This is a genomic window from Salinicoccus halodurans, from assembly GCF_900114445.1.
Taxonomy (GTDB): Bacteria; Bacillota; Bacilli; order Staphylococcales; family Salinicoccaceae; genus Salinicoccus; species Salinicoccus halodurans.
Genome location: NZ_FOTB01000004.1, coordinates 192,680 through 208,242, shown reverse-complemented (window position 1 = coordinate 208,242; position 15,563 = coordinate 192,680). Strand labels below are relative to the sequence as shown.

The window sequence follows — 15,563 nt, the reverse complement described above, 5'->3', positions numbered from 1 at the left end:
CATTATAATAATATATAATTAATTTTTTCACAATCTATCTTTAATCCAAGACAATATTTATACTGATTTCCTCCAAAATTATTGACAGCATTTTGACAATTAGGAGGTTGATGTGTATCTTTAGTTTATGATTTTTTAGTCAGATTAATTTCATCAAGTAAACTAACTTACTTATAATAAACAACTATCATTGTTTAAATTTTAATACTTATCCTTTTAAATTTAAGTGGCTGAAAAATAATCTTCAGTATTTATTTCTTTCGATTGGCGGGACTGTTATGCAGAAAATTAAAGTAGTATTGGTATCCAATGACACTGAATACATAAATTTATTCGAATCATACTTAATGGACAATGAATATAATAATAAACTGCTGGTTGAAATATTCCATGATTTCAACAAAATGAATGAGTCGGTTAAAAATTCAAACCATAATATTCTGCTTTCTGAACTTTATCCAACGGATGAGGAATTGCAAAATATGGAGAAGGTATTCGACAGGGTTGTATTATTGACAGAAAATAAACAGGGCTTCGAAGAGGAAATCTTCAAATATCAGCCATTTGATAATATTGTAGAAACTTTGTTGATGTATTATTACGACAATGACGGACGTCTGCTGGAATCAAAAAATGAACGGAATACAAGCACGATTGCGTTTGCCAGCGGCAATGGAGGTACAGGAAAAACTTTGCTTTCTCTGATGCTCGGCAAGGTGTTGTCGAAGCATTCCCAGAAAGTATTCTACCTTTCTCTGGAACAGATGCTTTCAGCTTCTTCCTACCTTGAATCCGACAAACCGAAAAGCTCTGAAATTTTCTATTTCCTTAAAGATAATCCATATAGACTGCTGTCCAAATTCCATAAATTAAAAGATACTGATGCAGCTACGGGTATAGATTTTTTCCCTGTCAATATAAATTTTGATGAGATAGATTCCCTTAACACATTAGATATCGAGAATCTGGTTAAAACGATTACTTCTTTGAACGAGTATGATTTCCTGATTATCGATATGGATTCCAGGCTGTGCGAAATAAATTCTGAAATCCTCCGTTTGAGCAATGAGATTTTCTGGATACTTGAATCTAATGAGACCAGTTTCATGAAAACAAAAGCAATTATGGAAATGGATGGGCTGCAGCAGGAGATAGACAATAAAAAAATCCATTATATCGTAAATAAATTCGGTGAGAATCTATTTGCAGATAATGGCGAATATAACTTCAATATTGAATCGAAAATCAAGTTCAATCCTGAATGGCTGAATTATAACGAAAAAGAAAAAGTTCTGGAAGACAGTGAAATCGGCAGTGAGCTCCTGAAATCATTGAGCAGGATATCTCTGGCCATGGAGGTATCCGATGAAAAATAAAGAAAACAGCAATATTGAAGAGATTGCCAATTATAAATTTGAGGAGCAGGACAGTGATGATGCCATAGTCGATCACCTCACAGATAAGTTGAGAGATGTATTGGACTTTATGTATTCTGTTTCGAATGATGAATTGCGGCAGTATATCGAAGAATTTGTCATCACTTATGCCAAACAATACCAAATAAGTTCCAGGCAAATGAGCGTAATTGTTGAGCGTATGTATAATTCATTCCGTGGTTTAGGAGTATTGCAGCCTCTGTTGGATGATAAGGACATTACGGAAATAATGGTGAACAACTACTTGGAGATATTTGTCGAAAAGCATGGTGAAGTATTCAAGTCGGATGTAAGGTTCGAATCCCAGCAAAAGCTGGAGGATACAATACAGGCTATTGTTTCCAAAGTCAACAGAGTGGTAAACGAATCAACTCCGATAGTGGACGCGAGACTGGAAGATGGCTCAAGGGTCAATGTGGTGCTGCCTCCAGTCGCTCTGAAAGGCGCAGCAATGACAATTCGTAAGTTCCCCGAACATGCCTTAACAATAGATGACCTCATAAGATTCAAAGCTCTCAATAAAGAAGTATCACAATTCCTAAAACATCTGGTTGAAGCTAAATACAATATTTTCATAGGTGGAGGGACAGGCTCCGGTAAAACAACGTTCCTGAATGTCCTGTCGAACTTCATACCTAAAAGTGAACGGATACTAACTATAGAAGACTCGGCTGAGCTGCAGCTGAAAAGTATTCCAAACCTTATAAGTCTCGAAACAAGAAATGCCAATACTCAGGGTGAAGGTGAAATAACTATAAGAGATTTGATACGGACCTCTCTGAGAATGAGACCTTCACGGGTCATTGTAGGGGAAGTCAGGGGCGCAGAGGCGCTGGATATGCTTCAAGCTATGAATACTGGTCACGACGGTTCTTTATCCACCGGCCACGCCAATTCAGTGACTGATATGCTCAGCAGAATAGAAACGATGGTATTGAGCGGTGCTGACCTGCCGATCGATGTCATCAGGAAGCAAATAACATCAGCTATCGACATAATGGTGCATTTATCAAGATTCAGAGACCACTCCAGAAAAGTTGTAGAGATTTCTGAAATCACCGGATTTGAAAATGGTGAAATACAATTGAACCCACTGTTCATCTTCAAAGAAGAAGCAGAGGACAAAGAAGGTAAAATCGTGGGAGACCTCGTACCAACCGGAAACAAACTTCAATCTACTATGAAGCTTGAAATATCAGGTAAGCATGATATTGCAGGAATTTATGGTCAGAGAGATGAAGAAACGGAAGTGATGTGATGGATCTGTTTCAGGTTTTCGGTCTTGTAATCATTGTGCTTGCTGTATTTGGCATAGTTTATAAACGGATTACCAACACTGATTTAAAAAAGAAGAAAAAACATCTGAAGCGTGAAGAAGAGCGTAGAAGACGCTCCATTGCAGCCATAAACTCACGGAGTTCATCCGATAATCAACTGATTGATTACGGGGACTATAAAATGAGTTTCGGAGAAATCATATCCGCAGTAATAGTTGTATTTTTGATCATCATGCTGGTTGGTGAGCTTTTTTATGATAATTTGATCATTTCACTTTTTCTTGGTCTCATCGCTCTTTTTGCACCAAGGATAAGGAAAAAACAATTGAAGGAGAAGCGGAAAAACATACTGTCACTTCAGTTCAAAGAAGCGGCTGCTTCTCTATCTTCATCACTGGCGGCGGGACAATCAATCGAAAATGCTTTCAGGGATGCATTGAAGGACTTAAAGCTCTTATATCCTAACGAGGAGACTTATATCATCAAAGAATTCTCGATTATCAACAGACGTGTAGAGAATGGTGAAAGTATCGAAAGAGCGTTTGATGATTTTGCAAAACGATCTGATGTAGAAGACATAAAGAATTTTTCCGATGTATTCATAACCTGCAAGCGCAGTGGTGGTAACCTGGTGGACGTCATCAAAAGGACTGTGGATATCATCAATGAAAAAATCGAAATCCAACAGGATATCAAAGTGCTTGTATCACAAAAAAAATTCGAATCAAGGATCATTGCAGTAATGCCGCTCGGAATGATTGCATTCCTGAAATACACTTCAGGAGATTTCGTGAGACCTCTTTATGAATTCGGCACTCCGGGGCCTATTGTTATGACAGTTGTTCTTGGATGCACAATCCTGAGTATGGTAATAAGTCAGAAACTGATGAAAATCGAAATGTAGGTAATAAGAATGGAAATGATAATTTTAATACTCGTGACCTGTATATTGATTACAGCAGTGCTTCAAAAAAAGAATTATAGAACGTTTATAGAGACGTATAGAAGCAACATACTTTTGCCTGTTCTTGCACCATATTCACTTTTTCTGGTGGATAAACTGGACTTGTATAGAAGATTTCCTACAATTGTAGCACCGGTGCATCAGAAGATGATCATTTTGCGGGGTTCCAGGCTGAGTCAGATTTTTACCAGGATTCATCTTGCGAAAATAGTCACTGTTTTTACAATATGTGCGCTGGTTACATTTGCAGCATTTGTGTCCGTTGAAGCCGGTGATTACACATTGCCAATATTTTGTGTGTTCATGACTGTAATCCTGGTTTATGCACAAATGAAAGAGCTGGACACGAAAGTTAAGAAAAGAAAAGAATCAATACTTCTTGAGCTTCCAGAATTCACTAATAAGCTTATACTTCTGGTGAATGCAGGAGAAACGGTTCAAGGTGCAATAAATAAATCGGTACAGCAAAACATAAACAGGATATATGATTCACCATTGTATTATGAATTGAATGAAGCTATGAACAAACTTCAATCAAATTCATCATTTCAAGATGCTATGAAAGATTTCAGTCAACGGTGTGGTATACAGGAAGTTTCAGTTTTAACAACAACGATAATGATGAATTATCGTAAGGGCGGTAAGCAATTAGCGGAATCCCTGAAAGATTTATCAAAATCACTGTGGGATAAACGCAAAACTCTGACGAGAATTAAAGGGGAAGAGGCTTCATCAAAACTGATTTTCCCGATGATTTTTGTTTTTGCAGCAGTATTGCTCGTAATTATTTACCCGGCGATTACGATGTTCAATTTTTAGTTTGAGAGTTATCACTTTGATATAACGCAAGATCACTTGCTTTATATATAAATTTAAAATTAATGAGGAGAGATATTATGACACAGTTTTGGCTGGATTTTTGGAACGATGAGGAAGGTTTGGAAGTAGTTGAGGTATTATTGATTCTGGCGGTTCTGATCGGGATTGCGATTTTATTCAAAGGAAGAATTGAATCATGGGCTAACAGTCTATTTGATGCCATCGAAGGAAACCTTGGAACATTCGGCGGGTGATTTAATTGAAGAAGTTCTTAAAAGGGGAAAGAGGCAGCATGACTATGGAAGCTACCCTTGTTTTCCCTTTTGTCATGGTCTTTGTCCTCATGACAGTATTCTTATGCATCATTGTTTTTCAGGCAGGCATGACAAATTATGTGGCATACCAATCATCAAATCTGGTTGCCTACAATTATGATAACAGCAATAAGACGTATACCGGCGAAATTAAAAGTACCAGCCAGTACACAGGGAATGAAGCCGGTGACGGGCTTTACTGGAGGATCGGTGAAGGTGCCGGTGATTTTTTTAACAGTTTGGGCATCGGCGGCTTTGGCGGTGGATCCGGGGGAATATCCCAGAGCAAGAAAGCGGTTGTGACCAATAACTATGCCGGACCGATTTCTATAGAAATTTCGGATGGCGGAGGTAATATATTAATTTATAAGAAAATCAGGGTCACTACCGAGTCAGGACTCTATATGCCTGACATGTTCAAAAATCTGCTGGGAGTTTCGAATGTAACTGGTGAGTCAACAAGTATAATTACCGAATCTACAGAGATGGTGCGGACTTATAACTTTGCGAAATTCCTGATGAGTTTCACACCACTTGAAGACGCAGGGAGTATTACAGAAGCAGTAGAGCAATGGGTTGGAGGTTAGAACACCAATGAAAAAAATCAAACAGTTTATAAAACCTCTGATCTTTGGTAATGGCGGTTCAGTTTCCATCTTCGCCATATGTATCATACTGCCCATCTTTATCATCAATGCTCTTCTGATTGACATGGTACGGATAATGTCGGCAGAAAGACAGCTTGATAACGCTGTTGAATCAGCTGTCAGGTCGACAATGTCACAATATGACAGTTCACTCGCTGATTACGGGATTTTTGTTACCGGCAATGATTCACTTTCGATTTTTGAGAAGACACTCGAAGAGCAGCTTTTTACCCCGGGAGAATTGGAAGGGTACTCCAATCTATCCCAAGTATCCATCAGCTCGAGTTCAGCTTCCTTTGACACTGACAGGGATATATTGAATCCGGATATATTCAAATATCAGATCAATGAAACGATGAAGTATCAGGCTCCCATACAGATGGCCGGGGTTTTTGCAGACCTCCTGAAGAAAGCTGATGGTACTGTAGACCCGAGCGAAGTAGAAGATATGGAAGAAACACAGGAATTCCTCGAGAAATTTGAAGAAGTTATGGAACTTGTCAAAAAACGGAATGCGGAACTGAAGAAAGCTGACGAGGAAGTTAAAAGTCTCAAGGAAGACATTACATCAAGATATAATTCCAAAATCGTAGGTAAAGAGTCATCATCTGAGAAAATCCCTGAATCTATAAAGTCGAACATGGCGGATCTTTCAAAATATTACCCAAGATACCTTGAATTGAAAAACAAGCATGAGGAAGAAGATTCCGAAGATGAAGAATCAGAAGAAGAATTAAGCGATGAAGAAAAAGAAGATAAAGAAAAGAAGCGTGACGATGAAGAAGATGAGCTCGGGTACTTTGAGGATGCCAGATCTAAATTCAACACAGAAACATTACCAACAGAAGGTCTGATTCAGACCAATTACGCCAGTTATAAAGAGGATATTCTCAAAGCACTTTTCGGTTCCGGAAATTCAAGTTCACCCAGCAATAATTCAGCAATGGATTACAACAATGAAATTAAAGAAATGGTCGGATCTACAGACGGATTGGAAGAAATCAACAAGTTGATTCTGGACAATGAATTTTTTACTTCGATAGAAAATGATTTTGAAAGTCTGGACGATTATGTACTGGGAAAGGCTGACGCACCGGGGACCATGACCAGCTTTGGGAATTTACAAAGGTATGGACTGCTTTCACAAGCGTCAATTTTCAAATTGGCAGTCAACTCTGAAACAAAAGAGGCGCCTGGTTATGTCGAGACAGCAGCATCTGAGCTTATTTCCGATGCTGACACCAATATTGATTCTATAACAACAAGCTGGAAAAAGTATGAGGAGTCAGAAGAGATACTTCAGAAAGATGAAAGATATGATCAGACTTATGATGAAGTAGAAGAAGAAGCGGATGAATCTTTCGGAAAACTTTTAGAGACGCTGAATGATGCATTGGGCATGGCCGAATCATATTCCGCTGACCAGGAAATCTACAATACATTGGAAATGTATAACAGCAAATACTCTGGTGCCGGGTCTGATGGCGAATTGATTGCCGAGGAAGACAGGAAAGAATTCATAACTAAAGCATTTGATAAACTTAAAAACCTTTTTGAACTAATGTCAAACCCTTATGCTATCCGATCAGAAATCTATATGAATGAATACATCATGGCCAACTTTGGAGTTTCCAAACCTTTTGAAATCAAACAGGAAAGTTTCAATTATGATACTAAACAAGCAATGTATATGATATATGGTCACCATCAATCCGGAGCAAATTATGGACAGTTTCTACTTGAGATGGCAGGTATTATCCTCGCTATTAATATATTTGATACTTTAGTGAAAAATCCTCTCAGTAAATTGGGATGGATAGGAGTTGCGATTGCTCTCGTAGTTGCAATTACACAAACTGTGACGGATTTTAATGATTTTTTAAATAAAGATCGCGGTATAGAATTAAAGATTTTAGGCAAGAAAAGATCTGGAGTTAATGTAACGCCGGATCTTATGACTAGATTATTCTTGAGTTTGCGGTCCTTGAATGAAACTTTTAATGCACAAAAAAGAATAAGAATACAATCTGCATTGTCCCAGGCTACTAGTGTTGATTTCACTCAAACAGGCGAAACCTACTTGAATAGTAATGTTAGGGGCGAAGTTAATCTTTTATTCTTACCTACTTTTTTCCCTGGAAAAGTAGAAGGTAACAATTATATATTTAATAAGGAAAAACATTATTCATATTAATATGGAGGGTCTATAATGAAAAAATATTTAGGGATTATAAGCATTTTTGGGTTGATATTTATACTGGGCGCCTGCTCTGACAGTAATGAATCCGAAGGAGAAACAACTGAAGAAAACACAGAAGAAGAAACATCGGAAGACACAGATGAAGAATCCACGGAAGATTCAGAGTCTGAAGATGGAGAAATACATGAGATTGGCGATACTGTAGAAGTAGAGAGTTTTGAATGGGAAATCCCTTACGAAGTAACTGTGAATTCTTTTGAGCAAGTACAAGAATACGACGGTGAACCATTAGAGTCATATTTAATGAACGCACATGAAACGAATTTCTTAGGTGTGGTAAATATGACGGTGAAAAATTTAGCTGATGAACCAATTGTAATTGGGGAATATGTTGCCCCTGACATTGTGCAAGGTGGAACAGACGGTGGCGAGCAATTTATTTTTGATGTGTCTGAAGAAGATCTATCACAAGAGTTACAGCCGGATGAAGAAGCAACATTTGATTTGGTTTATACAATGAGTACTGATATAGATAGTGGTTACTACGAATTAAAGTTTCAAAATATGTTTCCAACAGAACAATCATACAGATTACCTTTAGAATAGTACCAAAGGGTAACATTTATATTTTCGGTAAAGATAAAATAATCATACTAAGATAGAGGATTTGTAATGAAAAAATACTTGGGAATACTAAGCATTTTGAGTCTGTATCTGATATTGGGTGCCTGCTCTGGCAGCAATGAATCAGAAGGTGAAACGACCGAGGAAAGTACAGAAGAGACAACGGATAATCAGGAAGAAAGCACCGAAGAAGAATCAGACGGAAGTATGTATGAAATAGGCGATACAGCTGAAATTGAAAGTTTTGAATGGGAAGTCCCGTATCAAGTGACAGTAAACTCTTTTGATCAGGCCCAGGAATATGATGGTAATAGTTTGGATTCACTGGTATCTAATGCAGGTGATTCACATTTCTTAGGTATTGTGAATATGACTGTGAAAAACATTTCAGATGAACCTATAGTGATAGGAGAATATGTCTATCCAAATATGGTTAAAGGTGGCAGTTCTGGTGGAGAGCAGTACGTTTATGATTTATCCGAAGAAGATGTCTCACAGGAACTTCAGCCAGATGAAGAAGCTACGATTGATCTAGTGTATATATTGAGCGAGTATGGGGACAATGAACATTTTGAACTGACATTTGAACAAATGTCTCCTAATGAAACAGCATTCAGATTACCTTTGGAATAGTATTAAAAGATAATACTTATATTTTTGGTAAAGATAAAATATTCATACTAAGATAGAGGATTTGTAATGAAAAAATACTTTGGAATATTAAGCACTTTGATCCTGATTCTGATATTGGGTGCCTGCTCGGACAGTAATGAGTCCGAAGGTGAAACTACAGAAGAAAACACAGACGAGGAAACTGCAGAAGATGCTAACGATGAGGCATCTGCGGATTCAGAATCTGAAGATGGAGAAATCCATGAAATTGGCGATACGGTTGAAGTAGAAAGCTTTGAGTGGGAAATACCTTATGAAGTTACAGTCAATTCGTTTGAACAAGCTCAAGAATACGATGGGGAGCCGATGGATTCATTTGTTATGAATGCAGGAGAATCCCATTTTCTGGGGGTTGTCAATGTTACAGTTAAAAATATAGCAGACGAACCGATTGTAATTGGTGAATATGTTCATCCTGATATTGTCCAAGGTGGAGAAATGGGAGGAGAACAATTTATTTTTGATGTGTCGGAAGAGGATTTATCTCAAGAACTTCAGCCGGGAGAAGAAGCTACATTTGATTTAGTTTATATTATGACAGATGCCATTGAGAGTGACTATTATGAATTGAAATTTGAGAATGGTGCACCTACAGAACAATCATACAAATTGCCTTTAGAATAGTATTGAGGAGTGACTGGCGTGTTCAAACGATTACGGGAAAATGAAGATGGAGTGATTACGATTGAAGCCGCGCTGGTCATTCCTATCATGGTTACTTTTATACTGATGCTGATGTGTCTTGTTCAGATAGCCATTGCTGAAATGGCTTTGCAGGAATCTGTATCTGAGAGTACCCAGACTATGGCGCATTATGGCTACCTGGCCCAGGAGGCTGAAGGGCTCCTTGAAAATGAGTCGGGTGCCATGATGGATGTCATCAAGGAAAAGGGCGGCAGTGTTACTGAAAACAATGTTGTCGATTTTCTTGTTGAGAAGGCAGGCAGTCACGCTGAGGGTAAAATCGGTGAGTTCATATCCAATATGAGTGTTTCTGCTCAAACGGGCATAACCGAAGGTCTGGTGAAAGAGCTTTATGCAGATCGGGTAGGTGATGGCAAATTCTTCAATGCAGAAGGTGTTAAAGTGGAACCTGTTGTAAACAGGGAGACTATTGAAGTAGTCGCCGAAGTGCCTCTTGAGATAAATTTACCTTTTTTCAGCAGGACGATAACAATCAAGAAAAAATCTGTTGAATATATTTGGAATGGAGCTTAACTATGGAAATACATTTTATCATTTTGGGGATATTCCTATGCATTGTTTTCTATTATGATGCTATCAAACAAATCATTCCAAATTGGCTGAATGTCTCAGGCGCCGTTGTTGGGGTGGGCTATCATTCGCTGAGCGCAGGCGTGGATGGTTTTATCCAATCTTTTGGCGGCGGCCTGGTCTGCGGCATCATTCTTCTGGTACTTTATGTTTTTAAAGCCATTGGTGCAGGCGATGTGAAGCTCTTTTTTGCAATTGGTACAATTACCGGAATACTTTTCGGCCTGTATTCAATAATGTACTCAATTATATGTGCAGGGATCATTGGTCTCCTATATTTATTGTTTACAAGGACATTTTTAATTCAGCTCACTCTGAGTATTATACATATGAGAGAAAGCATACAGGAAAAATCCTTGACACCTATGGAGGAGTTTAAAAGAAACCGGGCAACCAGATTTCCTTTCATTTTTGCAGTAATACCAGGTGTTTTGATCACTTTTTACTATATGGTTGTATTAGGAGGGTAAATATTTGAATATCTCAGGATATAATATCGAAGTGAAAGATAATAAAAAACAAAAATCGTTGGAATCTGATAAAAATGGAAACAGATTGACTATCGATGACTTGAAAGAATCTGAATATAAGATGTTTCTATATAATAGAATAGACGGGACACTTCCTATCAATTTTGTGAAGGAGAATAATCATCAGACGTTGCATTTCAACACAGAAAACCATGCATCCTTATCGGATAGACTGGAATATGGTGAATTAAGATTCGAGGATTTTTATCGGTTGATTGTTGAAATATGCAATACTCTGAAGAAGTCCAGGAACAACCTGTTAAGCATTGAGAAATATTGTATCAGTGAAGAAACAATATTTGTTGGGGAAAGATATTATGATATCAAGTTGATGTATATGCCCCTTAGAAATTTTGAGAAGGACGAGTCGACAGAAGATGAATTAAAACGTCTCGTTTTCAATGTGTCAAAAAAAATCGTAGATATAGACCGGGAAGACTACATAAACCTGTGTCAGTATCTGAAGCATCCAAATTTCAGCATAGAAAATATAAAAAACTATCTTCTCGATATCAAAAATTCAGGTGTTTCTATCAAAGGTGATATGCAATACGGTGACACTGATAAATACAAGATTAAAAAAATCAAAACAATGCCGCCGTTAAACCGCAAAGAAAAATTGTATTCCTCTTTGATCGCGATTGTGCTGCTTGCAGTGATCTGGAGTCAGATGCCGCTCAGCAGCAACATATTACTCGGGACAGCTTTCCTTCTGTCCGTTGGAGTGGCAGTTCTGCTGCATGTTTACTGGAAAAAGTGGCGTCCAGGGGCGGAACCTATTGTTGTTGAAAAGAAAGTGAAGAAAAAGGTCAGGAAAAGCGAACTTGAAGATTCAGAGCTTGAAAACGACCATCGGTCCCGAGTGTTCGATGCTCTGAAAAATATGGATTATGATACGTTCATTGTTACAAAAGCAGTCGTTCAGCCAGAAGCGGAGGTTGCCCCATCTGAAGAAAGTGCATATTCTGCACCTGAAGAAGCATCTTCAAAACAGGACAGTACCACCGGTGAGGATGAAGCCAGTGAAGAGCAGGAAACTACTGATGAAGTGGAATCCTTTGTACTCACTGATAAAACAACACTTCTGGAAGATGAGGATGATGAAGAACTGAAAAGGAATGTCAAATTGGAAAAGGGGAGAGCAAGTGATTTTCTGATTCCATTTGATGGAAAGAATGATATTGGTGAGGCAATTGCAATCCTTGGAGAGAACTTCCTCATAGGAAGAAACAAGGACGAGTCTGATTATCATGTCAATGATTCTAACATTTCCAGGAAGCATGCGATGCTGGTTAAAAAGGATGACTGCTACTCATTCAAAGACATCGGATCGGTAAACGGTTCGAAAATCAACGATGATAAACTTATCCCGTACAAGCTCTATGAACTGAAATCTGATGATGTGATCACACTAGGTGAATTGTCGTTCAAATACAGAGTGAATGAGGCATGATCATGTCCAAAAGAGATATCGGTGTGATTAATGCAAAAGGACGCGGGAAAGAAACCAATGAAGATTACCATTTTGGCGCCGGAGGACAGATGTTCGGAGGCCATGACGTATACTTCCTTTCCATTGCAGATGGGATGGGAGGCCATGATAATGCGAAATCAGCGAGCCATCACGTCATCGAAAAGCAGGAAGGATGGTGGAATGACGCTGTTGGCCAATCTCTGGATATTCAGGAGCTGATTGCTGCATTTGAGAACGGGCAGGGAAATGAGTTCCGCCAGCTGAATCAGGAACTGATAGATATGGGCAGCAATGATAATGTGAAAATGGGTACAACATTATCTTCATTGGTATTAGTAAATAATATGTATCTGATTCACCATGTTGGAGATGCGAGAATATATAGATACAGTTTAAACGGTCATGATACTGAAGAAACATCTGAATTGGACGGCCGCAGGGGCTTTATTCAATTGACTGAAGACCATACTCTGGTCAGCCGGAAAATCAGGGACGGTGAGATTTCTGCAGATGAATCAACAAATCACCCCCAATCGGGTGTACTCACACAGTGCCTGGGGGTGAAAGGTGAAATACAGCCTTTTGTAACCTTCGGGACAATCAGGGATGAAGATATGATTCTTTTGTGTACCGACGGCGTCTACAAATCTTTAACGGATGAAAAGCTGAATAAAATCATCGAAGACTCATTTCAGAAAGATGCGCAGGATATCGTCGATATAATCTACGATGAAATTAAGCGGTCAGACTTCAATGATGATATTTGTATTTTATTAATTAAATGATGTGGGTGGTGCAGTAATGATCTTGGATAACTGGCAGCATGAGAAATATAGTGTAGTAAAACATATTACTAACGGCGGCACATCCAAGATATTTCTGACTGAACTTAAGGATGGTACCCGGGCAATTCTCAAGGTTGCCAAAGATCCTGTGTTTATAAATAATAAACAGCTGGATAACGAGGCATCACTTCTTAAAAAATTGAATCATCCTGCCATACCCACATTGATTGATTATCTGAATGTTGATGAATATAAAGCAATAGTGATGACACTGATGGAAGGAAGAAATCTTAAGCATATAATTGATGTAAAAGATTATCAATACAACTGGCAGGAAACGCTTTATATAGGCAAACAACTGGCCGGAATTATTAAATATTTCCATAGGCAGGAACCTCAGGTTGTTATCCGTGATATTAAACCGTCAAATGTTGTCATCGATAAAAAACTTACTGTGAAACTTGTCGATTTCGGTACCTCCTCAGATGATACGAACATCATACATAATAAAGCCTTTGGAACGGTTGGTTTTGCGGCTCCGGAACAATTTGAAAATGGAGTAGTGGATAAAAGATCCGATATCTTTGCCCTTGGTGCAACATTGTACTATGTCATATCAAACGGTGGAAACATTTATACACAAAGTTCGCTGTTTGAAGAAACCGATGCGCCGAGGAAACTGAAAGAGTTTATTTACAGATGTACCAAATCCAGTATGGATCAGCGTTACCAGACAATAGATGAAGTGATTTCAGAATTAGAAAAAATTAATGAGACAACGTGGGAAAAAATCATACGCTATTTTAATAGTAAAAGTTAGGACGAAAGTGATTATGAGGAATTGGATAAAGGTAATTCCGCTGGGGATCATCCTTGTGGTTTTATCAGCATGTGGAAATGGGGCAGAGAGTGTTGTCTCTGATTATGAAGAGGCAGTTTTGAATGATGATTATGAAACATTGCAGGAGATCCTGAGTGATGAGGATGTCCAGGTGACAGAAGACGAGGCAGTGGGGCATGTTAAACTTGTTAAAGAGGAATATTCTGAAGAATCTTTGAGAAGGGCGCTTGAAAACATGGCTGAATCCGTAGGAGATGCTGACGGTGATTCAGAGTCGGATCTTCGCGGGGAAGGCGGCTCGATTGTTACTCTTGAAAAAGAGGATGGAGAAACTGCGATGGAAGTAGAAAGACATGAAATTTTCGCCGACCTTCAGTATGCTTCTTTTACATATACCTTTGATGGAGAGCAATATACAATCGGTTCTTCGGAAGAAGAAACGACGTTGCTTGATAATTTCATCCCCGGGATTTATGAAATTGATGGCGAAGGTGAGATGAATGGTGAAACATTCGACATGTCTTTACTCGTCAATTTCAACGGGTCTTCTCAAAAAACAGTGACGGTCAAAGATGATATGGGAATCCTTTATACCAGTATAGCCAGTTATCAAGGTTTGGAAAATCTGAAGGTATACGCTAATGGCAAAGATGTGACAGACCTCGAATTCGAGCGTGGCGGATATGGCCCGATTAGTGCTAAAGAGCCTGTTGAAGTGTATGCTGAAGGCGAAATCGAAGGCCAGGTCATCCAGACGGATAAAGTCGAAGTCGGTCCGCGCGGAGAAGATGAAAGAGCTATACGGGCGGATCTTGAATTTGATCATAATGAGATAGAGAAGATACAGGATGAAGCGAGGGAAAAGGAACAGACTGCAAGAGACAGTGAATATGCGAAAAAGAAAACGGAAGAGCATATTCCTGAGTTCTACGAGGACTTTGAGGAATCATTCAATGCTGATTCTGAAATGAGCCAGACGAGTTCCCTCAGGTTCAGTTTCTCCGAAACGTCTGTTCCGGACAATGTATTGGATGTGCTGAGGCCGGCGCTTGAAACCGAAACAGAGTATGAAATCGAAGTTGGTGATATTGAACTTACAGAGCATAAAGAGGACAACTCCGAGTTGATTTATGAAGTAAATGTAAATATTAAGGAAGACGGCTCCGATAATAAACAGACCCACACGATCACTTATAGTGATGAAAGCGGACTTTACCGTATCTCTGATATAAAATTAAAGTAATCTTTACAAGCTATTGCTGTTATTCATGCACATATATAGGGTAGAATTAAAGTAACCTATAAAATTATAATTGGAGGTGTTTTAAATGAATGAACAAAATACACACGGTTTTGATAAATCCATGGTCCTCGTCTCTTTCATACTGTCCGCATTTACTGCAGTCGTTGGTCCTTTGATTCTCTGGGTACTAAAAAAAGATGAAGACCCGGCTACAGCTGAAGCACTGAGACATGTTGTGAATTTCGGTCTTTCCTATACGATTTACATGTTCGTAGCATGGTTGACTTCGTTCATCCTTATCGGGCTGATAATCGGCCCGATCATCACTGTCGCATTTTATATCTTCCTGATTTTAGGTGCGATCAAAGCGAACAACGGCGAGATGTACAAACCGCCGTTCACATTGGACCTCATTAAATAGGTTGTTTTCATTTACCCTGCGATCATTATCAGTCGCAGGGC

17 protein-coding genes are annotated in these 15,563 nt (G+C 38.7%); all 17 read left to right on the top strand.

From position 1 onward, the window contains the following. Positions 1–278 precede the first annotated feature (278 nt). The 17 genes from BM271_RS09580 (at position 279) to BM271_RS09500 (ending at position 15,522) form a co-directional block, all read left to right on the top strand. Positions 279–1,376: an AAA family ATPase gene (locus tag BM271_RS09580; RefSeq protein ID WP_046789444.1), complete on the top strand. Its 1,098-nt coding sequence runs from the start codon at positions 279–281 to the stop codon at positions 1,374–1,376. Further along, complete coding sequence (locus tag BM271_RS09575; protein WP_082103632.1) at positions 1,366–2,694, top strand: TadA family conjugal transfer-associated ATPase; 1,329 nt, start codon at positions 1,366–1,368, stop codon at positions 2,692–2,694. Before BM271_RS09580 ends, BM271_RS09575 begins: the two co-directional genes overlap by 11 nt. Next, positions 2,694–3,617 carry a type II secretion system F family protein gene (locus tag BM271_RS09570; protein ID WP_052749812.1) on the top strand — a complete coding sequence of 308 codons (924 nt, stop codon included), beginning with the start codon at positions 2,694–2,696 and terminating at the stop codon, positions 3,615–3,617. The genes BM271_RS09575 and BM271_RS09570 overlap by 1 nt, the downstream gene beginning before the upstream one ends. 45 nt (positions 3,618–3,662) lie before the next feature. Then, positions 3,663–4,496: a type II secretion system F family protein gene (locus tag BM271_RS09565; protein ID WP_046791415.1), complete on the top strand. Its 834-nt coding sequence runs from the start codon at positions 3,663–3,665 to the stop codon at positions 4,494–4,496. 77 nt (positions 4,497–4,573) lie between these two features. Further along, the gene (locus BM271_RS09560) at positions 4,574–4,750 is read left to right on the top strand and encodes a Flp1 family type IVb pilin (protein WP_074924565.1); all 177 of its coding nucleotides are present in this window, start codon (positions 4,574–4,576) and stop codon (positions 4,748–4,750) included. A 5-nt stretch (positions 4,751–4,755) separates the two neighbouring features. Further along, a complete protein-coding gene (locus tag BM271_RS09555; protein ID WP_143544933.1) occupies positions 4,756–5,397 on the top strand; it encodes a TadE/TadG family type IV pilus assembly protein in 642 nt (213 codons plus the stop codon). A gap of 7 nt (positions 5,398–5,404) precedes the next feature. Continuing rightward, the gene (locus tag BM271_RS09550; RefSeq protein ID WP_046789447.1) at positions 5,405–7,651 is read left to right on the top strand and encodes a pilus assembly protein TadG-related protein; all 2,247 of its coding nucleotides are present in this window, start codon (positions 5,405–5,407) and stop codon (positions 7,649–7,651) included. Positions 7,652–7,666: 15 nt separating this feature from the next. After that, a complete protein-coding gene (locus tag BM271_RS09545; RefSeq protein ID WP_017547931.1) occupies positions 7,667–8,263 on the top strand; it encodes a DUF4352 domain-containing protein in 597 nt (198 codons plus the stop codon). A 66-nt stretch (positions 8,264–8,329) separates the two neighbouring features. Further along, the gene (locus BM271_RS09540; RefSeq protein WP_046789448.1) at positions 8,330–8,914 is read left to right on the top strand and encodes a DUF4352 domain-containing protein; all 585 of its coding nucleotides are present in this window, start codon (positions 8,330–8,332) and stop codon (positions 8,912–8,914) included. A 66-nt stretch (positions 8,915–8,980) separates the two neighbouring features. Next, positions 8,981–9,577: a DUF4352 domain-containing protein gene (locus tag BM271_RS09535; RefSeq protein WP_046789449.1), complete on the top strand. Its 597-nt coding sequence runs from the start codon at positions 8,981–8,983 to the stop codon at positions 9,575–9,577. An 18-nt stretch (positions 9,578–9,595) separates the two neighbouring features. After that, entirely contained in the window at positions 9,596–10,171 is a 576-nt protein-coding gene (locus BM271_RS09530; protein WP_046789450.1) for a TadE/TadG family type IV pilus assembly protein, read from the top strand. 2 nt (positions 10,172–10,173) lie between these two features. Further along, positions 10,174–10,698: an A24 family peptidase gene (locus BM271_RS09525; RefSeq protein ID WP_046789451.1), complete on the top strand. Its 525-nt coding sequence runs from the start codon at positions 10,174–10,176 to the stop codon at positions 10,696–10,698. Between the two features lie 4 nt (positions 10,699–10,702). Beyond that, positions 10,703–12,211, top strand: a complete 1,509-nt coding sequence (locus tag BM271_RS09520) for a DUF6382 domain-containing protein (protein WP_046789452.1) — start codon at positions 10,703–10,705, stop codon at positions 12,209–12,211. A gap of 2 nt (positions 12,212–12,213) precedes the next feature. Then, the gene (locus BM271_RS09515) at positions 12,214–13,017 is read left to right on the top strand and encodes a PP2C family protein-serine/threonine phosphatase (RefSeq protein ID WP_046789453.1); all 804 of its coding nucleotides are present in this window, start codon (positions 12,214–12,216) and stop codon (positions 13,015–13,017) included. Between the two features lie 16 nt (positions 13,018–13,033). Continuing rightward, positions 13,034–13,837 (top strand): serine/threonine-protein kinase, encoded by an 804-nt coding sequence (locus BM271_RS09510; protein WP_046789454.1) that lies wholly within the window; start codon positions 13,034–13,036, stop codon positions 13,835–13,837. 13 nt (positions 13,838–13,850) lie between these two features. Further along, positions 13,851–15,101, top strand: coding sequence for a TcaA 3rd/4th domain-containing protein (locus tag BM271_RS09505; protein ID WP_046789455.1), 1,251 nt, complete (start codon positions 13,851–13,853; stop codon positions 15,099–15,101). An 85-nt stretch (positions 15,102–15,186) separates the two neighbouring features. After that, positions 15,187–15,522, top strand: a complete 336-nt coding sequence (locus tag BM271_RS09500) for a DUF4870 domain-containing protein (protein WP_046789456.1) — start codon at positions 15,187–15,189, stop codon at positions 15,520–15,522. The last annotated feature ends 41 nt before the right edge of the window (positions 15,523–15,563 follow it).